The organism is Paenibacillus sp. DRB1-1, assembly GCF_052119485.1.
Taxonomy (GTDB): Bacteria; Bacillota; Bacilli; order Paenibacillales; family Paenibacillaceae; genus Paenibacillus; species Paenibacillus polymyxa_B.
The window spans coordinates 326,152-344,938 of sequence record NZ_JBODQH010000001.1; the positions used below are offsets into that span (position 1 = coordinate 326,152).

At 45.9% G+C, this 18,787-nt stretch carries 21 protein-coding genes; all 21 read right to left on the reverse strand.

Features of this window, described 5'->3' with window-relative positions:
- Positions 1-19 precede the first annotated feature (19 nt).
- The 21 genes from ACQW03_RS01400 to flgF all read right to left on the reverse strand — a co-directional run bounded on the left by ACQW03_RS01400 (position 20) and on the right by flgF (position 18,782).
- Positions 20-808 carry a FliA/WhiG family RNA polymerase sigma factor gene (locus ACQW03_RS01400; protein WP_013309911.1) on the reverse strand — a complete coding sequence of 263 codons (789 nt, stop codon included), beginning with the start codon at positions 806-808 and terminating at the stop codon, positions 20-22.
- A gap of 14 nt (positions 809-822) precedes the next feature.
- Entirely contained in the window at positions 823-1,236 is a 414-nt protein-coding gene (locus tag ACQW03_RS01405; protein ID WP_013309910.1) for a hypothetical protein, read from the reverse strand.
- Between the two features lie 2 nt (positions 1,237-1,238).
- Positions 1,239-1,736, reverse strand: coding sequence for a chemotaxis protein CheD (locus ACQW03_RS01410; protein ID WP_010346358.1), 498 nt, complete (start codon positions 1,734-1,736; stop codon positions 1,239-1,241).
- Positions 1,729-2,355, reverse strand: coding sequence for a chemotaxis protein CheC (locus ACQW03_RS01415; RefSeq protein ID WP_071640509.1), 627 nt, complete (start codon positions 2,353-2,355; stop codon positions 1,729-1,731). The genes ACQW03_RS01410 and ACQW03_RS01415 overlap by 8 nt, the downstream gene beginning before the upstream one ends.
- 3 nt (positions 2,356-2,358) lie before the next feature.
- Entirely contained in the window at positions 2,359-2,820 is a 462-nt protein-coding gene (locus ACQW03_RS01420) for a chemotaxis protein CheW (protein ID WP_007430046.1), read from the reverse strand.
- Between the two features lie 62 nt (positions 2,821-2,882).
- A complete protein-coding gene (locus ACQW03_RS01425; protein WP_076292655.1) occupies positions 2,883-4,979 on the reverse strand; it encodes a chemotaxis protein CheA in 2,097 nt (698 codons plus the stop codon).
- A gap of 33 nt (positions 4,980-5,012) precedes the next feature.
- Positions 5,013-6,557: a chemotaxis protein CheB gene (locus ACQW03_RS01430; RefSeq protein ID WP_441952281.1), complete on the reverse strand. Its 1,545-nt coding sequence runs from the start codon at positions 6,555-6,557 to the stop codon at positions 5,013-5,015.
- Positions 6,558-6,587: 30 nt separating this feature from the next.
- Positions 6,588-7,475, reverse strand: coding sequence for a MinD/ParA family protein (locus ACQW03_RS01435; protein ID WP_071640503.1), 888 nt, complete (start codon positions 7,473-7,475; stop codon positions 6,588-6,590).
- Positions 7,472-8,914, reverse strand: coding sequence for a flagellar biosynthesis protein FlhF (gene flhF / locus ACQW03_RS01440; RefSeq protein WP_441947938.1), 1,443 nt, complete (start codon positions 8,912-8,914; stop codon positions 7,472-7,474). The genes ACQW03_RS01435 and flhF overlap by 4 nt, the downstream gene beginning before the upstream one ends.
- Positions 8,911-10,944 carry a flagellar biosynthesis protein FlhA gene (gene flhA / locus ACQW03_RS01445; protein ID WP_016820963.1) on the reverse strand — a complete coding sequence of 678 codons (2,034 nt, stop codon included), beginning with the start codon at positions 10,942-10,944 and terminating at the stop codon, positions 8,911-8,913. The genes flhF and flhA overlap by 4 nt, the downstream gene beginning before the upstream one ends.
- A 23-nt stretch (positions 10,945-10,967) precedes the next feature.
- Complete coding sequence (flhB, locus tag ACQW03_RS01450; RefSeq protein WP_023988199.1) at positions 10,968-12,080, reverse strand: flagellar biosynthesis protein FlhB; 1,113 nt, start codon at positions 12,078-12,080, stop codon at positions 10,968-10,970.
- Positions 12,080-12,865, reverse strand: a complete 786-nt coding sequence (gene fliR / locus ACQW03_RS01455; protein ID WP_023988198.1) for a flagellar biosynthetic protein FliR — start codon at positions 12,863-12,865, stop codon at positions 12,080-12,082. Before fliR ends, flhB begins: the two co-directional genes overlap by 1 nt.
- A gap of 10 nt (positions 12,866-12,875) precedes the next feature.
- Complete coding sequence (gene fliQ, locus ACQW03_RS01460; RefSeq protein WP_007430038.1) at positions 12,876-13,145, reverse strand: flagellar biosynthesis protein FliQ; 270 nt, start codon at positions 13,143-13,145, stop codon at positions 12,876-12,878.
- A gap of 37 nt (positions 13,146-13,182) precedes the next feature.
- On the reverse strand, positions 13,183-13,938 hold the full coding sequence (gene fliP, locus ACQW03_RS01465) for a flagellar type III secretion system pore protein FliP (protein ID WP_013309901.1): 756 nt from the start codon (positions 13,936-13,938) through the stop codon (positions 13,183-13,185).
- Positions 13,935-14,468, reverse strand: a complete 534-nt coding sequence (locus ACQW03_RS01470) for a flagellar biosynthetic protein FliO (protein WP_023988197.1) — start codon at positions 14,466-14,468, stop codon at positions 13,935-13,937. The genes fliP and ACQW03_RS01470 overlap by 4 nt, the downstream gene beginning before the upstream one ends.
- A gap of 12 nt (positions 14,469-14,480) precedes the next feature.
- Positions 14,481-14,846 (reverse strand): response regulator, encoded by a 366-nt coding sequence (locus ACQW03_RS01475; protein ID WP_010346372.1) that lies wholly within the window; start codon positions 14,844-14,846, stop codon positions 14,481-14,483.
- A gap of 29 nt (positions 14,847-14,875) precedes the next feature.
- On the reverse strand, positions 14,876-16,186 hold the full coding sequence (gene fliY, locus ACQW03_RS01480) for a flagellar motor switch phosphatase FliY (protein ID WP_441947942.1): 1,311 nt from the start codon (positions 16,184-16,186) through the stop codon (positions 14,876-14,878).
- Entirely contained in the window at positions 16,176-17,174 is a 999-nt protein-coding gene (gene fliM, locus ACQW03_RS01485) for a flagellar motor switch protein FliM (RefSeq protein WP_023988195.1), read from the reverse strand. Before fliM ends, fliY begins: the two co-directional genes overlap by 11 nt.
- Before the next feature lie 43 nt (positions 17,175-17,217).
- Positions 17,218-17,691, reverse strand: a complete 474-nt coding sequence (locus tag ACQW03_RS01490) for a flagellar basal body-associated FliL family protein (protein ID WP_023988194.1) — start codon at positions 17,689-17,691, stop codon at positions 17,218-17,220.
- Positions 17,688-17,912, reverse strand: a complete 225-nt coding sequence (locus ACQW03_RS01495) for a flagellar FlbD family protein (protein WP_013309896.1) — start codon at positions 17,910-17,912, stop codon at positions 17,688-17,690. Before ACQW03_RS01495 ends, ACQW03_RS01490 begins: the two co-directional genes overlap by 4 nt.
- Positions 17,913-17,972: 60 nt before the next feature.
- Positions 17,973-18,782: a flagellar basal-body rod protein FlgF gene (flgF, locus tag ACQW03_RS01500; protein ID WP_071640489.1), complete on the reverse strand. Its 810-nt coding sequence runs from the start codon at positions 18,780-18,782 to the stop codon at positions 17,973-17,975.
- Positions 18,783-18,787: the final 5 nt, after the last annotated feature.

Genomic DNA, 18,787 nt, shown 5'->3' on the forward strand with positions numbered 1-18,787 from the left:
TACTGTAACCTCCCGTACGTTAATCTTTACGCATTAGCAAATCCCGTTGTTTGTCCAATGTCGCTCTCAGACGTAATATTGCTTTGGAATGCAACTGTGAAATTCGCGATGGAGATAGCGACATGACCTCAGCGATTTCGCTGAGTGACAAATCCTCGTAATACAATAAAGAAACAACGATACGTTCTTTTTCAGTCAATTTATCAATGCCTTGTGCAAGGGCATCACGAAGTGTAAATTCATTGACCTTATGATCCGGATTTTTCGCCTTCTCGTCTACCAAAAGGGAAAGCCGTGTTTCCGATTCCTCTTCGCGGATCGGGTCCTCCAGTGAGACAATCGACATAACGGCGACCTCCTGGATCATATTTTGAAACTCTTTCTCAGAAACGTCCAAATAATGACTCATCTCTTCGTCGCTTACCGTGCGTAGATATCTTTGTTCCAAATGCTGGTAGGCATCCTCGATTTTTTTCGCTTTTTCCCTAACTGAACGAGGAACCCAATCCCCTTGACGAAGACCATCCAAAATCGCTCCACGAACACGCCAAGAAGCATAGGTCTCAAACTGCAAACCACGCTCATAGTCAAATTTCTCTAAAGCGTCAATCAAACCCATAACGCCGTTACTCGCTAGATCATCCTTGGATACATTTTTAGGCAAGCCTACTGCAAGACGGCCTGACACATATTCCACAATATGGAGATACTTTTCAATTAACTGTTTTTTTGCTTCCTTGTCACCGTGTTCTTTCCATTGTTCCCATAGTTCGGAATGGTTTAAGTGAGCGGCTTTTCGCTCGTTCATCGGCTTCACCCTCCTTATTTGTCTGTCAGGTGACGAACGGCCTTGGCCAATTCTTCAGGGTCCTTGTTGGAAACCAGCTTAGGTGGGTTTAAAGGTGCGAAACCATTATTCCCCTCGTCCGTCTGCTCTGGTTTCGGTTTCAGCAATTCATTCAGGTCTTCATTTTCGTCTGGTGTCGTCAGGTCCAGATTCCCCCCTACGCCATCAACCTGAGAGCTTGCCCGGCTTTGGGCATTCCCCAGATCTGGCCGCGCCACAACACCTAGTGTCCAGCGCAGCACAAATGCAAGTAGGAACCAAAAAACGAAGGCGATCAAGCCACGAATTAAGCTCGTGGTCAGCAGATTGCTGCCAACGGACAACACAAAAGTCAGAATAAATCCGACTACTCCAGACCAAAGATTAATGCGTAAGCTGCCAAATAACATGTTTATAATTCCTTTACACCTTTTTGTACGCTTCGAATATTCAAAACGCCAGTTTCAGAGTCCAACTCAATCGTTCGTCCATAATTGCCACCTGTGTCCTCCGCAATCAAAGGAATGCCGAGATCTACGAGCATTTCCTTGCATGATTCTACATTACGTGGACCAATCCGCATGGTGTCTCCACTACCAGCAAAGGCGAACATCTGCGCTCCCCCTGCCATTTTGGCAATCAGTCTGCGTCGTTCAGCACCCAATTTCAACATCCGCTCAAATAACTCGGGCAGCGCCGTATCGGCGTATTTAGCAATATTCAGTTGCCCTTCACGTGCAATATCCGAGGATGGTAGCATCACATGTGCCATACCTGCCAGTTTCAAATGAGGATCGTAGAGAGTCAATCCGACGCAGGAGCCAAGTCCTGTAGTACGAATTGAGTTCGGGTTACTGGTAACATTTAAGTCAGCCATACCGACTTTAATGATGCTTTTATCCTCAATCATCGTTCATCGGGACTCCTAACGACCTAAAGATTTTCCCGAACGATTCTGGATCAGGAATCAGGAAAAATTGACCCTCTATCTGATTCTGCCCTTCCAGAAACGATGTGTCAATCAATAATGCAGCATCCCCCATCTGCCCAAACTGCAGCAGTCCGTAGCTAAGAATTGCTCCTGCCATGTCCAACGCCAGCGCAGGGACTGTTGGATACATGGATAAACGTGTAAAATCGGCCAGCGAAGACAGGTATGAACCTGCTAAAATGTTACCGATCTCCGACAGGGCTGAGTGCTCCATTTCATTAAAACTGTCCTCGTCATCTGAAGGAATATTTGCCAAACGGGAAAGTAAGCCTTTTGCCGCCTGAGGCTGCAATATGAAGAATAGATTGCCGGGGGCTTCCCCTTCTACCCTAAAAAATATTGCAACAACAAGTTGCTCATATCCGCCCACTTTGTCCGCAATTTCCTCAAAGGGCAGCATTTGTACTTTGGGGACACCCATATCGACCGGTTTATTGAGAAGCCGGGAGAGCGCTGTAGCAGCGTTCCCCGAGCCAATGTTGCCGACTTCTTTCAACACATCCAACTTGAAGTCTTCGAGATTTCCAAGATTCTCCATATATTAATCCTCTAAGCCTTCCAGCTGGTTCATTTCGCTACGATTCAGGACTTCCGACAAGTTCAGCATAATCAACAAGCGCTCTTCGCCAATTTTAGCAACTCCGCGAAGGTATTTAGCCTTAACTCCGCCAATCACTTCCGGTGGTGTCTCGATATTGTCAGTATTCAGGTCAATAACATCATTCGCTGAATCAACGATAAAGCCGACTTGCATTTCGCCCACTGCAACGATAATGATGCGAGTTTGATCGGTATATTCAGCTTCAGGCAATCCAAATCGGCCACGAAGATCAATAACCGGAATGACTACGCCTCTCATGTTGAATACGCCTTTAACAAAATCGTAGGTTCTTGGAACCCGTGTAATCGGCACCATGCGTTCAATAGATTGGACTTTTTCTACTTCAACACCGTATTCCTCTTCACCAAGCTTAAATACGATAACTTTAATTTCTTCTCCCATGTCTAAAAACCCTCCTTATTGATGTCAGCAACTTCACATTTCTTTCATTTCTGATGAAGACATTATTTAATGAAAACATTCGGGTCAATGATCAAAGCAACCTGACCGTCACCCAGAATCGTGGCACCTGAAATTCCTTGGATGTTTGGAAGATATTTGCCCAGATTTTTAAGGACAATTTCACTTTGTCCCAAAAAGTCCTGTACGGAAAGAGCTGCCAGACGGTCTCCCTTGCGGATGACAACGACCTCTGTCTCTTCTTCTTCATCTTCATTGAAGTCCGGTACCTCAAACAGCTGACTCAAGGAGATGAGCGGGATATGAGAATCGCGGAAAGCAATCATTTTATTGCCATGTACAGAACGAATTTGTGTCCGTTTGACGATCGCAGTTTCCACAATGGAGGACAATGGAATCGCATATTTTTCAGAACCGATCTGTATCATCATGGCTGCAATAATGGATAGGGTCAGCGGCAATTGCACAGAGAAATTAGTGCCTTGGCCCAGTGTAGAGTGAACCGTAACATTGCCACCCAAAGCGGTGATTTTGGATTTAACAACGTCCAAACCGACACCGCGTCCTGATACGTCTGAAATGACTGCAGCTGTGCTAAAGCCCGGAGCAAACAATACCTGATAGGCTTCCTCGTCGGTCATGACCGCTGCTTGCTCTGCCGTCAAAATCCCTTTAGAAATAGCACTATTTAGTACCTTATCGCGATTAATACCATTTCCGTCATCTTCAATCTCGATGAATACGTTATTTCCGCTATGGAAAGCACGTAAGTTAACCGTTCCTGTCTCAGGTTTACCAGCTGCTATCCGATCGGCTACCGACTCAATGCCATGATCCACGGAGTTACGAAGCAAATGCACCAGAGGATCGCCAATTTCGTCGATAACAGTGCGGTCCATTTCAGTTTCTGCTCCAGTAATAACCAAATCAAGTTTTTTATCCAGCGATTTGGCCAGATCGCGCACCATACGCGGAAAACGATTGAAAACAGTATCTACTGGTACCATCCGCAATTTAAGAACGACGTTTTGCAAATCGCTGCTCACACGACTCATGTGCTCTACCGTTTCTGTCAGTGCTGGATTGGAAGCTTCACTTGCCAACTGCTCTAACCGCACACGGTCAATGAGCAACTCGCTAAATAAGTTCATAAGCACATCCAGACGTTCAATATCTACACGAATCGTACGGTTATGCGTAGGCGCAGCTGCCTTAGCTGCTGGCGCCTTACCTGCAGCTGGCTTAGCCACAGAGGCCGCAGCTGGAGACTGCGGCTGCGAAGGAGCAGGTGGTTGCACGGCAACAGGAGCTTCCTGTACCGCAGCAGTCTCAGCCAGTCCAGCAGTAACTTCGCTCATTTGTTTAAGCGATTCCTGATCTAGTTGTACCACTGAGACAGTCTCAATTTCAGAGATACCCGCGATTTCCTTTTCCAGCTCCCCAACTTCTTTCTGCGTTATGTAATATAACGAGAAGCTTTGCTCGAATTTCTCCTGCTCAATATCCTGTACCGACGGATAGGCCTTGACGATTTCACCAGAGTTTTCCAGCGTATTGAACACCATAAAAGCACGTGCCGCTTTCAACTGGCTATCTGAGCTGATTGTTACCTGTATATAGTGAACACGATGTCCTTCAGAAATAGATTGCTCCAGTACAGAATACTGGAACTGATCCAAGACAAGCCCAGCACTATCGTTTTTGTCCACTTTTTTAGATGGAGACTCCTCAGTCGCGGCATTTGCTCCGGACTTTTGGAAATCTCCGCTCACGATGGATTGTAGTGAAGATACAATAGAGGAGACATCCGCTTTTCCGTCGCCTCCCTCTGTAATGTGCTGCACCATGGACTCCAAAGCATCCAATCCTTTAAATAAGGTATCGAATATAAATTCATGCATCGCCAGCTTGTTGTTACGTACCAGATCAAGAACGTTTTCCATTTGGTGAGTCAGCGATGCTAGGTCTTCAAATCCCATCGTAGCAGCCATTCCTTTGAGGGTATGGGCAGAACGGAAAATCACCTGAACGATGCCTAGATCGGTTGGATTGCTTTCCAGTTGTAGCATTTTTTCGTTAAGAGATTGCAGATGATCATTCGACTCATCAATAAACATGTTTAAATATTGGTTCATGTCCATTGTGAGACACCTCCTCCATGAGTTACACTCCGATTATTTCACAACTTGTACAAGCTTGGGGGCGATCTCCTGCATTGGCAGAAGGTGACGCACACATTTTAACTCTACTGCTGAGCGGGGCATTCCGTACACTACACAAGTTTCCTCATTTTCAGCAAATGTGGATTGCACCCCAGCATCATAAAGCTTTTTCATCATTTTGGCCCCGTCGCTCCCCATTCCAGTGAGCAATACTAGATGCCGCTCCAACGAGGTTAACGAGAGCAACGATTCAAACATCGTATCTACGGAAGGACGGTGACCATTGCGAGCTTCCTCCATCTTCAGTGACACAGTGTATTTACCACCGGCTCCTGGCACAATTCTTAGTTGATATCCCCCTGGGGCAATGTAGGCCGTTCCAGTCTCCAGCGTCATTCCCTGCTCAGCCTCCACAACTCGGAGTGGACTTAACGTGTTTAAGCGTTGTGCCAGCGAACGAGTGAAGTTTGGCGGCATATGCTGAACGATAACGATTGGAGCAGGAAAATCACCAGGAATGCGTTCCAACAGCGTCTTAAGCGCCCGCGGGCCGCCCGTAGAACATCCCACCGCCACCAGTTTGCGAAAGCTGGACGTGTACACACCTTTTTTAAGAGAAAATCCCTTAGGTGTGGCAGGAACTGTAGGTGCCGTTACTGGAGGCGTAGCAGCCGCAGGAGTATGCATAGCTGATGAAATCACCGTCTTACGGGGCTCCGGCTTAACCAGCCCTGCTTTATCCTTACCATGCAGCGATTTGCCAGCGGCCGTATTAGAACTGTTTAGTTGCCCTGGTGTTCGTCCCATCCCCTTGGACAAGTCTTCCTTCTTCTGAACAGAAGGTGCTTGGACTGACTTGCTTGGCTGAGCAGCTGGCTGTTCTATGCGTCCCGCTGTAACTGATGTTCCAGACTGTTGTCGTTTAGTTTCCTGCTTGGCTGTTGCCGGGACGGACTTGCCAGCATCACGCTTCGGCTGAGCTGCTACAGCAGGTGAAGGAGCAAGCGGAACAACAGAAGGCTTGTCTGTCGAAGCTTGACTGCTTGTTCGTTTCTCAGTCACAGCCTGTCCTGGAGGCTTTTCCTGTGGTATTTTTTTCGCTTGTTCCAATGCAGCTTTGCGCTCATTAGCTTCCTTGCGCTCCAGGCGGCTCCGCACTGCTTGCATAGCAGTGTGCATCTGTTCCAGCAGTGCCTTGCTCACTTGCTCAATATCTTGCGCATGAGCAATGGAAGGCTTTCTTATAAAATCGAAAGCTCCTGCCTCCAGAGCCATGATGGTCTCCTTCATACCTTGTTCATTAATGCCTGACAGCATAATAACAGGTAGCGGATGGGCTGCCATAATCAATGGCAATGCTTCAAGACCATTCATTTCAGGCATCTCGACATCCATGGTGACCAAATCGGGCTGCAATTCCTTCACTTTCTCTACAGCCTCTTTGCCATTGGCGGCTGTACCTACGATGTTGAACGACTCATCCCTTACAATTAAATCTGTAATAATTTTGCGCATAAAGGCCGAATCATCTACAACCAGCACCCGGTAAGCACACATGTTAAACACCTCTGTTTCCTCTCATCAAAATCAATGTACAGAACGCCGCAACCATTTTTGCATAAACCCTTTAATTCCACTCAATGCACCTGATTGCGGAATCTGTGGCATTGCTGCAAAACGGTGTGCCAGACTCAATACATCTCTTGAAGCCGCACATCCCGGAAAAGCAACCATAAAAGGTACTTGCCTTTTGACTGCTTGCATGACATGAGTATCATCACTGATATGTCCAAGCAACGGGATTTCGATCTCCAAAAAGCGTTTCGCAACCAGTGCGATCTTATCGGCAACTTGACGGGCCTCATTATCGTTATCGGCACGATTGACTATAATTTTGAATACCGTATCCTTTTGTAACCCGCTGACGACTTTAATTAGCGCATACGCATCTGTTAAGGACGTCGGTTCCGGTGTGGTTACGACCAGGCATTCGTCAGCTGAAGTGATGAATTTAAGGTTTTCTTTGGATAAACCTGCACCTGTATCAAATAGAATGTAATCCATATCTGCCGCCATTTTCTCTACTTCTTCGGCAAAATAATTCAGATCGTTATCCGATAACGTAAACAATTCGCTCAAGCCCGATCCTCCAGCAATATAAGGCAAACCACCTACACCCGTTTGAATAATTTCATCAATTGATTTCTCACGTTTTAGCAGGTGAAGAAGATTGTATTGTGAATTGGCTCCCATTAATACATCAATATTGGCCATACCTATATCAGCATCAAACACAAGTACCTTTCGACCAAGGGATTGCAAAGCCAGAGCAAAGTTCAGCGTAAAATTGGATTTGCCCACCCCGCCTTTACCACTGGTGATCGTTATAATTTTTGCTTGACGATTACGTGGAGGCAATCGATATTTATCCAATGAAGAAGCCATTTGTCTAAGTGATTGGGCTTGGTCACTCATATGGAATCTCCGTTAACTCCTGTTGCTGCTTTGGGTCCAAGCAGCATGCTTGTCACCATTTCTGCATCGGGATGAAGCAGGTCGTCAGGAACATTTTGTCCATTGGTAATATAAGCCAGCTGCATCGGAAAATGATGCAAAAGGTTAAACATCCCACCACAGCTACCTGTCTCGTCCATCTTAGTAAATACAACCTTACCAAGACCAAACTTACTGAAATGTCCAGTTATATTGAGCATATCTTTACTTTTGGATGTCAGACTGAGTACCAGATACGTCTCACTTTCATTAATAGGCGAAAGCAGACTTTGCAGTTCCGAAACAAGTAATTCATTACGATAATTTCGTCCTGCGGTATCCATGAGGATCAGGTCACAATGTTCCAGTCGTTGAATGGCTCTGTGGACGTCACCAGGAGATTGCACAACTTCAAGCGGTACATTCAAAATCGTAGCATATGTACGCAGTTGCTCGACGGCTGAAATCCGGTACGTGTCAGAAGTAATAAATCCAACTTTGCGATGATGCTTGAACAACTGCTCTGCTGCTAACTTGGCAATGGTTGTCGTTTTCCCTACTCCGGTAGGACCTGCTACATACACAATTTTGGTATCTTTGGAGATCCCTTTGTCCAGTCTTGTTTGAATAAAACTGGCCACTTCCTCACGAAAGGCTTGTTCCCAATCAAAAGTTTCAAGCGCAAAAGGGTGCTCACTCCGACGCACATATACCTGTTCGAGCCAATACTCCAGTAAATCTCGTTCCACTTCCTGCTCCAGCACACGCTCACAAATCTCTTGCAGCGGCTCCGGCCAAGTACTTTCCAATGAAGAATTTCGGGAAAACCGAGTCATCATGGCTTTCATTTCCCGCAATTCATTAAGCAGAGCCTGATTTTCCTCTACTCCGCTCTTATCTGGAGCACTTACTTCAATGGGCTGTTTAAACAGTTCGCTGGATGATTTCATGTTCGAAAGCAATGCTTCATGATCAAGTGCTTGAGATATAGTCTCCAGATTATTAGCAGACCTAGATGACAAATGCTCAGTTGCTGAAGCAGCTTGTTCTTCATTAATCGTTAATTCAGCTTGTTCTTCTTTGGAACCACCCGTCATCTGCGTTACCCGACGATAAGCTTCTGGAGCAGCTTGTCTGGGAACCACAGGCATAAATGATTTTTCTGGCTGTTCAGGAGCGTTCATTAGAGGTGAAGCCGCCTGGGCAAGTTCTTGTGAAGAGGTTCCAAACCGTCGTGGCTTTTGAGGTTGCTTCTCCTCTACCGCAGCAACCACTTCGATTTTCTTTTTACTGAACATTCCCATGAAACCGCCGACCTTCATTTCCTTTGTACTTAAAATGACGGCGTCTGTTCCTAAGTCACCCCTGATTTGCAGCATAGCTTCTGGCATGGTATCCACTACATATCGTTTCACTCTCATAAGTTCACCACTCCGACACTTTGAATTTCAACGTTCGGCTCCAGCTCACTGTACGACAGCACCGGGACATCCTGCATCGTCCGCTCCATCACTTGCCGCAAATACATACGAATTGTCGGTGACGTTAACACAATAGGCTGCTGTCCAGATTGAATAAGGCGGTTGATTTGCTCCATCATTCTTTGATACACCGTTTGCGTAGACACCGGATCAAGAGCCAAATAGCTACCTTGCTCCGACTGTTGCACGCTTTCAGCAATTTTCTTTTCCAATCCTGGTCCCACTGTAATAACGCGTAACGTCTCCCCTTGTTGGGCAAATTGCTGCGTAATCTGGCGGGACAACGCCTGACGGACATATTCAGTCAGCACGTCGGGATCTTTTGTATAAGTACCATAGTCAGCTAGCGTTTCGAAAATAGTCACCATATCGCGAATGGAGATTTTTTCTTTCAACAGCTTGGCCAGCACTTTTTGTACATCCCCAATCGCAAGCACAGAAGGAATAAGGTCGTCCACCAGCACTGGATAATTCTCTTTGAGATTGTCGACCAGCGACCGTGTTTCCTGTCTGCCAAGCAACTCATGAGCATGTTTCTTGATTGTCTCCGTAAGATGAGTAGCTACAACTGAAGGTGGATCAACTACGGTATAACCCGATAGTTCCGCAACATCCTTGGTGTTCTCATCAATCCAGAGCGCAGGCAATCCGAAGGCTGGTTCCGTCGTTTCGATTCCTGTAATAGAATCATCATCGTATCCTGGACTCATAGCCAGGTAATGATTTAACAGAAGCTCTCCGCCGCCCACGGTATTACCTTTAATTTTAATTACATACTCGTTAGGCTTGAGCTGAATGTTGTCCCGAATACGAATGACCGGCACAACCAAACCCAGCTCCAAAGCACATTGACGACGGATCATAATAATCCGATCCAATAAATCCCCGCCCTGCTGTGTATCCGCCAGCGGAATTAACCCGTATCCAAATTCAAATTCAATTGGATCTACCTGAAGCAGATTAATGACACTTTCCGGGCTACGGACTTCTTCAATTTGTTGCTCCTCTTCCAGCTGTTCATCAGCTATCTGTTTGCGCTCCATATTGCCCTGCATTCTTCGAGCCGCGAAAAACAGCAGAATCGCCAGTGGAAGAGTTGTAATGATATGAATAGGTGTGAAAAGCCCCAATAATGCAATTGTGGCAGCCACAATGTAGATCAGTTTTGGATAAGAAAAAAGCTGTCCAGTTAAATCCTCTGCCAAGTTGCCATCCGACGTAGCCCGCGTAACAATCAAACCTGACGCCGTGGATATGAGCAGTGCGGGAATCTGGCTGACCAGTCCGTCACCGATGGTGAGGACAGAATAAGTCGACAGCGCCTCTTGAAATCCTTTTCCCTGAACGGCCATACCGATAATAAAGCCACCGACCAAGTTAATGATCAAAATGATAATACTAGCAATGGCATCACCTTTAACGAATTTACTCGCACCATCCATCGCTCCGTAAAAATCAGCTTCCCGTTCAATTTTACTGCGTCGTTCACGGGCTTGCTGCTCATTGATCAAACCTGCATTCAGATCAGCATCAATACTCATTTGTTTACCCGGCATCGCATCCAATGTAAATCGTGCGCCTACCTCAGCAACCCGCTCAGATCCCTTGGTGATAACAATGAACTGTACGACCACGAGAATGAGAAAGACAACAAAACCGACGGCAATTTGCCCTCCTGCAATCCAACTACCAAACGTAGCAACTACTTCCCCTGCATGGCCCTCACCTAAAATAAGTTTGGTTGTAGAAATATTAAGTGCCAAACGAAACAACGTTGTAATGAGCAGCAATGAAGGGAAAATAGAGAACTGTAATGCTTCCTTCGTATTCATAGAAACGAGTAGAATCATCAAAGCAATAGAAATATTAATGACGAGTAGGATATCCAGCAGCCATGATGGGATCGGGAGAATCATCATAAGAACGATACCGATGACGCCTGCAAGGACAGTTATTTCTTTTATTTTCACGGGTCTCTAGCCCTCCGATCCCTTTATTTCACTTTACCTTTTAATTTATATACATACGCCAGCACTTCGGCAACGGCCTGGAACAGATCAGCTGGTATCGCATCCCCGATTTCGGCTCGTTGAAACAGCGCCCGCGCCAGCGGCTTGTTTTCCATCGTTATTACGCCGTTTTGCTTGGCAATTTCTTTAATTCGGAGTGCAACGTAATCTTGCCCTTTCGCAATAATCTGCGGCGCTTCCATCTCCGAACCGTCATATTTCAAAGCCACAGCAAAGTGCGTAGGGTTGGTGATGATGACATCTGCATTAGGAACCTCCTGCATCATACGCTGCATAGCCATACGGCGCTGACGCTCGCGAATTTTCCCCTTGATCAGCGGGTCACCCTCCATTTTCTTGTATTCATCCTTAATGTCCTGTTTGGACATTTTCAGGTTTTTCTCATGCTCGTAACGTTGATACATATAATCCAACACCGCTAAAACGAACAGTACCACACCAATTTTGAGCCCCAGTTCCATTGTTAATGAAGCTGTAAAGCTTAACATCTGATCGCCGGACATTTCAGCTAGTTTGGGTAGGTCAGCCTTTGTTTTCCAGAGTACGCTGTACACCAGATAACCAATTACGGTCATCTTTAAAACAGATTTCAGGAATTCAACCAATGACCTCATGGAAAAAATATTTTTGAATCCTTTAATCGGATCAATCTTGCTAAACTTGGGCGTAATGCCCTCTCCGGTTAATAAAAAACCGATCTGCATGTAATTTGCTACTATCCCGATGACAATAGCCCCAATAAAAATAGGTGCCAGCATAATCAAGATTTGCACGCCGTACTCGCCCATCATCAGCAGCGTTGTGTTCGGCGTTACCTCCATAGAGAGCCGATTCACAAAAATATCTCGAAATAGTCGAACAGCATGATCCTTAAAATACCCGCCGAAAATCATGAGGCAAAAAAACGTAACCAGCAGGACACCAGCGGCGGGCAACTCCATGCTTTTGGCAACCTGCCCTTTTTGTCTTGCATCCTGTTTCTTTTTGGGTGTAGCTTTTTCCGTTTTTTCCCCTGAGAACAACTGCAGGTTCATAGCATATTTAAATGACAAACTACGTTCCTCCAGACCAGACATTAAGGACGATTACCCATAATATCCAACAAGTTGCGCATGGATTCGAACATCACAGAAAACAATCTTTCGAATATAAAAGCAAAACTTGGCATGAGAAGCAGTAACATGAACAGTCCCACAATAATTTTAAGAGGTACACCAATAACAAAAATGTTGAATTGTGGCGCTGTTTTAGCTAAAAAACCGAGTCCCACATCTGTTAAAAAGGTAGCCACTACAATGGGAGCAGCAATTTGAAAAGCAAGCATAAATGATTCCGCAAAAGAACGTACCAGGAATTCAGTTACACTGCCACCATACAGCTTTACAAAAAAATCATTTGTCAACGGTACCCAATCATAGCTGTATAAGATAGCATTTAGCAGATGATGGTGCCCATTTATACTTAAAAAGAATAATACAGCTATGGCAAACTTAAAATTCCCCGTTAAAGGCGTTGAAGCCCCTGTCATGGGATCAAACACACTCGCCATTCCGAAACCTACCTGAAGGTCTATAAATGAACCTGCGGTTTGGATCGCTGTCATGAACAGATATGCAGTAAACCCCAATAACAACCCAATCAGCACTTCACGGCCCACTAAGAGCACATACGCTACATCGGTCGGTACCTGTTGATGCGTACCATATGTAAGATACACGACCAAAGCTAGAAATCCTGAAATTCCGACCTTAAAGATATTAGGTACCCCTCGGGTTGAAAAAATAGGCGCTACTACAAAAAATGAGGTAATCCGACAAAAAATCAGCAAAAAAACAGGAAAACTCTGTAACAATATGTTCATAACATTCAGCCTAACCTATATATTTGTACAAATTGTCCAGAATGTTATACGTAAAGTCCACTAATGTGGTCAATATCCAGGGCCCGAACAAAAGCAATGCCAGCAATACGGCGACAATCTTCGGAACAAAGGCCAGTGTTTGCTCCTGAATTTGGGTTGTCGCCTGAAAAATGCTGATAATCAAACCCACGACTAGCCCCAAAATCAGCATCGGAGCGCTCACCTTGAGTACAATGTACACCGCTTGCCCAGCCAGGGAAATAATAAACTCCGAAGTCATTGCCGTCCTCCTTGATTGCTGTCCTTGCATGAAGTATTCATGTGTTAAAGCTCAGAAGCAATGATTTGACAACCAAATACCAACCATCTACAAGTACGAAAAGCAGTATTTTAAAAGGAAGTGAAATCATTACCGGTGGTAGCATCATCATCCCCATAGCCATGAGTGTACTCGACACCACAATGTCTATAACTAAAAATGGTATGAAAATCATAAAGCCCATCTGAAATGCCGTTTTCAACTCACTGATTGCATAAGCCGGAACCATCACCGTTAGTGGAATATCCTGATAATTCTTTGGTTTTTCCATCTTGGTGTATTTCATAAAGAGCAGTAGATCCTTCTCACGTGTATGAGAGAACATAAAGGTCTTGATCGGTACCGATGCCTTATCCAGCGCCTGAGACTGTGTTATATCCCCCTTGAGATACGGCTGAAGTGCAGTTTCATTCATAGCTGAGAATGTCGGTGCCATAATGAATAAAGTGAGAAACAAAGCCAGTCCGACAAGCACCTGATTAGGCGGCATCTGCTGGGTTCCCAGCGAAGTTCGCACAAAACCAAGCACAATCACAATTCGCGTAAAACTTGTCATAAGTACAAGCAACGCGGGCGCTACACTAATGACAGTAATAAGTAAAATAATAGACAGCGAGGTGGCACCGGGCTGTCCTTTGTCCGAATTGCCGACTTGAATATCAATGTTCGGAATCGGTTCCGCAGAGGCCGCCGTCACCGAAATGAAGCTGAACAAGACAAGCAGCAAACATGCAAGTATAATCTTTTTTCTCATGAATCTCCCGACCGATCTGTAGTATTCTCCTCATTGCGCAGCTTTTCAAGTTTATCCTTGCGATTCGGCATTTGCCGAAGCTTGGATTCAAACATCTCGTGAAAAGATGTCTCCTCTTCAGGCTGCTGCTGTGCCGCGTTGTTCCGGCGAAGCTTATCCGCAATTTTAGCGAATAGCGGGGCAATCGGGCCGCGCTGCAGAGAAGCTTCTTGCTCCAGTGCGGCCAAAATTTGCTCCACTTCTTCAGGATCGGATACTTTGTCAACAAGCCGGATATCTTCTCCCACACCAATGAGGTACACACTGCTACCAACTTCAACAAGCTGAAGGGATTTATTGGGACCAAGTCCCACGCCTCCCAGTATGCGAACGGAGCGGTTGCTGAACCAGCTCTGATTTCTTTTACTCAAAAACCGTATCAAGTACACGATCAGTACGATGATAAAGATTAGCACGAAAAGGACCCAGGCAATGTTGCCTATATTGCTGGATGTACTCAATGCGTCAGAGGCACCCTGTTGTGTATCCATACTGGGTGCGCCTTACACACCCAGTGTTTTGTTGATGGCTTCGATAACCCGATCCGATTGGAAAGGCTTAACGATAAAATCTTTTGCGCCAGCTTGAATGGCATCAATAACCATTGCTTGCTGACCCATCGCAGAACACATGATAACCTTTGCGTTCGCGTCAATTTGTTTGATTTCCTTCAGAGCGGCAATGCCGTCCATTTCAGGCATCGTGATATCCATCGTAATCAGGTCCGGACGAAGCTCCTTGAATTTTTCAATGGCCTGTGATCCGTCCTGGGCCTCTCCTACTACTTCAAATCCATTTTTGGACAGGATGTCCCGAATCATCATTCTCATAAATGCAGCATCGTCCACGATCAAAATACGGTTTGCCATCTGAAATAAATCCTCCCTAAATTATGCTTTTATTGTAATTTTTGAATACGGTCCCATTGGCTTACAATATCTGTTACACGCACGCCAAAGTTCTCGTCGATTACGACAACCTCGCCCTTGGCAATCAGTTTGTTGTTAACCAAAATGTCCACCGGCTCCCCGGCAAGCTTGTCCAGTTCAATAATTGAACCTTGTGAGAGCTCCAGAATATCTTTAATTTGCTTTTGGGTCCTTCCTAATTCTACGGTGACTCTAAGGGGAATGTCCATCAATAAATTTAAATTGTTTTCATCCACTTGCGCAAATGCACCGGACTGCAAGTTAGAAAATTGTACAGGTTGTACATTTACATTACGTCCCGGTACTGCGCCGTAGTGATGAGGCGTTCCGTAAGGAGCTTGCGGTGGTACACCAGCTGGCATTCCATAACCCGGTGTTCCATAGCCTGGAGCGCCCTGCTGCCCGTATCCCGGGTCTTGAGGATACATTGGCGGTTGTTGCCCATAGCTTGGGTCTTGCGGCGCCTGCGCGGCTGCAGGCGGCTGCTGATAGGCTGGTGCAGGCGGTTGCTGCGGAACGCTAGCTTGTTGCGGCACTTCAGGAGCTGCTGTTGCAGCTACCTGCTGTGCGGACGCTTGCGGTTGTTCCTCATCCTCTCCGCCATTCATTAGGATGCTCACCATTTTTTTGGCGAAATTAACAGGTAACAGTTGCATCAGCGTAGAGTCAATAAGATCCCCGATCAATAACCGGAAGGATACTGTAATAAGCGTCTCTTCATCCGGCAGACTGGATACTCCATCACCGTGCATAGGATCCAAAATATCAATCCCCGGTGGAGAGATATTAACAAAACGATTAAACATGGTAGACATAGAGGTCGCCGAAGATCCCATCATCTGGTTCATCGCTTCCTGCACGGCACTGATGTGGATTTCATTCAATTCTTCATCTACTGGGTTTCCTTCACCACCAAGCATTAAGTCCGCTATCACTTGTGCATCACGCTTTTTGATTACGAGTGAGTTAATACCCTCGAATCCATCGACATAATTTACATGTACAGCTACGTGTGGCTTTGGAAATGCAGTTTCAAATTCAGAACGGGTAATAATTGAAACTTTAGGTGTCGTAATATCCACCTTTTGACCGAGCAGTGTGGAAAGAGCCGTAGCTGCGCTGCCGAACGTTATATTACCGATTTCCCCGAGAGCATCCTGCTCCAGAGGAGTCAGAAAATCGTCAACGGTCTTGTTGGCGGGAGTAGAATCCGTCCCCGCTTCAGACTGTTTCAGCAAGGCATCGATTTCCTCCTGGGACAAATAGTCTTTACTCGTCAATTTCTTCAACTCCTTCGTTGACAATTTCATCAATTTGTACGGCAACACGATCTCTTACCATGCCGGGACTTCCCATAAACTTCAATTTCTCGCCTACCCGGATGGATAGTCCTTCTTTGACAGGCTTGTTCAATGAAATGACATCCCCTACCGAAAGACCCAGAAACTCGGCTACATTTATCCGGGATTCACCCAACTCCGCAATAATAGGGAGCTCTGCTTTGGTGACCCGTAATCTCAAGGCGTCGATCTCTTCGGGCGCCCTTGATTTCTTTTCGGATGTAAACCACTGGTGCGTGGACAGTCTGGCCATAATGGGTTCCAATACCACGTGCGGGATACAGAGGTTAATCATCCCTGTGGTATCACCAATTTTGGTGCTAAGCGAAATCAGAGCAATCGTTTCATTCGGCGAAACAATCTGCATAAACTGCGGATTTGTTTCCATCGCCTCTAGGCGCGGTTCAATGTCTAGTACCGTTTTCCAAGCCTCTTGCAGGCTATCAAAGGTACGACTGAAAATTCGCTCCATGATCGTCGTCTCGATTTCGGTCAACGCAGCAACCTTTGACGGTGCCGAACCTGTTCCTCCGAGAAGCCTGTCCAACATGGCATAAGCAACGTTCGGGTGAACCTCAAGCACCATACGGCCTTCCAGCGGTTCAGCTTCAAAAATGTTTAGAATGGTCATTTTCGGAATGGAGCGAATGAATTCATCATAAGGAAGCTGCTCCACCTGAACGACATTAATTTGGACAAAAGTACGAAGCTGCGCTGAAAAATATGTGGTCAGATACCGTGCAAAGTTCTCGTGTATCCGCGTCAGACTCCGTATATGATCCTTGGAAAACCTAAGCGCTCTTTTAAAATCATAAGCGCGAACTTTCTTTTGGGTATCTTCCTTTTTAAGTTCTTCCGCATCCATTTCACCGGACGAAAGAGCTGCTAAAAGGGCATCAATTTCCCCTTGTGACAGTACATCCACCAATGTTATTCACCCCCTTACGTGTTCCTGACAAGTTCACCTGGAATCAAATGGCTGCCAGCAAAAAGTCTGTAATTTTGGCGTTCCCCAGGTGACCTTCAGGGAGCGACTTGTTGATGAGATCCGTCAGCTTGTCACTGAACTGGTCCCGGCCTTTAGCCGTTCTGAGCTCATCAGGTTTGGTGTCTGCAAGTAATTGAATAACGATGGGCTTAATACTGATGTCTTTGATTTTTTCAAAAGATTCTTTTGCTTTGGCATCGTTCAATTGAAAAGATAGGTTCATCTGAACAATGTAATCTGCATCTGCCAGATTTGTTTTGATACCAGTAATTTCAGAACTCACTTCCACCAATTCATCTGCTGACAATCTTGGAAGTTGTTCTGCCTGAGCAGCTTGCGCATTCGGTATGACTTCCGACTTCTTCCCGCTAAGCGCTGGTATAAGTACAAAGGCCGCGCCTGCAATCAAAGTAATCGCGAGTAAAATTGTAATGAGCCATGGCAGCATCTTCTTCATTCGTCTTCCTCCATTTGTTGCACTTTTATCGTGGCGGCATGCATGCCGATTTCACGGCTGTAACCCTTGATCAAGGAGACGACATCTGCCGCTTTTTCCAATACAATCAACCGTTTCCCCGTCACCAAAGTGACGTATGTATCCGGTGTTTCCTCCACAGTCTCAATGAGCAGCGCATTAAGCCACATAGGCGAGCCGTTCAGCCGCGTTAACGGGATCATCGTAACACCAACCTCCTGATAGGTGCGGAGGAGCCTCTACTCCTCCGCGTTTAAATGAGATTATCGTTTCAAGTTTACAACTTCCTGAAGCACTTCATCCGAGGTCGTAATGATACGCGAGTTCGCTTGGAATCCGCGCTGAGCTACGATCATTTCGGTAAATTCGCCTGTCAGATCAACGTTGGACATTTCCAGCTGACCCGCGATGATAGCTCCACGCCCCTCTGAGTTGGCTGCTCCAGGCTCAATTGCATCAATATTTGAGTTGACCGTAGTACGGTACAAGCTCCCACCGATTTTTTCTAAACCTTCTGGATTCGTGACTCTGGCTAATCCAATTTGTGTACCATTATCAACTGTTCCGTCATCCAATTGTTGTACAATTGTACCGTCCTGCGAGATGGAGAATGCTGTAACATTGTCAGCAAGTGTGATAGGATCTCCACCCGCATCTCCTACGAAAAATCCATCAGAAGTAACCAGATTTCGGTTCGCGTCAACATGAAAATCGCCCGCACGAGTCAGATAAGGAACTTCCTGTGCATCATTCATTTTGACCAGGAAAAATCCGTCACCGTTAATACGTAAATCCGTTGGGTTGTTCGTAGTCATTGCACTACCTGGAAGATGCAGTGTATCAATTGAGCTGACCGATACCCCCAAACCTACCTGCTTGGCATTCTGCCCGGCGGTTGTTGTTCCGTCTGGTGCACTTGCGCCTGAACTCGTTTGGCTCAAGATATCCTTGAACATCACTCGGCTGGACTTGAAGCCTGTAGTATTTACGTTTGCAATGTTGTTACCGATAACGTCCAGCTTCGTTTGAAAGCCCTTCATGCCCGATACACCTGAATACATTGATCTCAACATTGAGT

Coding starts and splice junctions, on each gene's coding strand:
- ACQW03_RS01400 (WP_013309911.1), bottom strand. CDS start 808: ATGAACGAGCGAAAAGCCGCTCACTTAAACCATTCCGAACTATGGGAA.
- ACQW03_RS01405 (WP_013309910.1), bottom strand. CDS start 1,236: ATGTTATTTGGCAGCTTACGCATTAATCTTTGGTCTGGAGTAGTCGGA.
- ACQW03_RS01410 (WP_010346358.1), bottom strand. CDS start 1,736: ATGATTGAGGATAAAAGCATCATTAAAGTCGGTATGGCTGACTTAAAT.
- ACQW03_RS01415 (WP_071640509.1), bottom strand. CDS start 2,355: ATGGAGAATCTTGGAAATCTCGAAGACTTCAAGTTGGATGTGTTGAAA.
- ACQW03_RS01420 (WP_007430046.1), bottom strand. CDS start 2,820: ATGGGAGAAGAAATTAAAGTTATCGTATTTAAGCTTGGTGAAGAGGAA.
- ACQW03_RS01425 (WP_076292655.1), bottom strand. CDS start 4,979: ATGGACATGAACCAATATTTAAACATGTTTATTGATGAGTCGAATGAT.
- ACQW03_RS01430 (WP_441952281.1), bottom strand. CDS start 6,557: ATGTGTGCTTACCGGGTGCTGGTTGTAGATGATTCGGCCTTTATGCGC.
- ACQW03_RS01435 (WP_071640503.1), bottom strand. CDS start 7,475: ATGAGTGACCAAGCCCAATCACTTAGACAAATGGCTTCTTCATTGGAT.
- flhF (WP_441947938.1), bottom strand. CDS start 8,914: ATGAGAGTGAAACGATATGTAGTGGATACCATGCCAGAAGCTATGCTG.
- flhB (WP_023988199.1), bottom strand. CDS start 12,080: ATGTCTGGTCTGGAGGAACGTAGTTTGTCATTTAAATATGCTATGAAC.
- fliR (WP_023988198.1), bottom strand. CDS start 12,865: ATGAACATATTGTTACAGAGTTTTCCTGTTTTTTTGCTGATTTTTTGT.
- fliQ (WP_007430038.1), bottom strand. CDS start 13,145: ATGACTTCGGAGTTTATTATTTCCCTGGCTGGGCAAGCGGTGTACATT.
- fliP (WP_013309901.1), bottom strand. CDS start 13,938: ATGAGAAAAAAGATTATACTTGCATGTTTGCTGCTTGTCTTGTTCAGC.
- ACQW03_RS01470 (WP_023988197.1), bottom strand. CDS start 14,468: ATGGATACACAACAGGGTGCCTCTGACGCATTGAGTACATCCAGCAAT.
- ACQW03_RS01475 (WP_010346372.1), bottom strand. CDS start 14,846: ATGGCAAACCGTATTTTGATCGTGGACGATGCTGCATTTATGAGAATG.
- ACQW03_RS01490 (WP_023988194.1), bottom strand. CDS start 17,691: ATGAAGAAGATGCTGCCATGGCTCATTACAATTTTACTCGCGATTACT.
- ACQW03_RS01495 (WP_013309896.1), bottom strand. CDS start 17,912: ATGATCCCGTTAACGCGGCTGAACGGCTCGCCTATGTGGCTTAATGCG.
- flgF (WP_071640489.1), bottom strand. CDS start 18,782: ATGTTGAGATCAATGTATTCAGGTGTATCGGGCATGAAGGGCTTTCAA.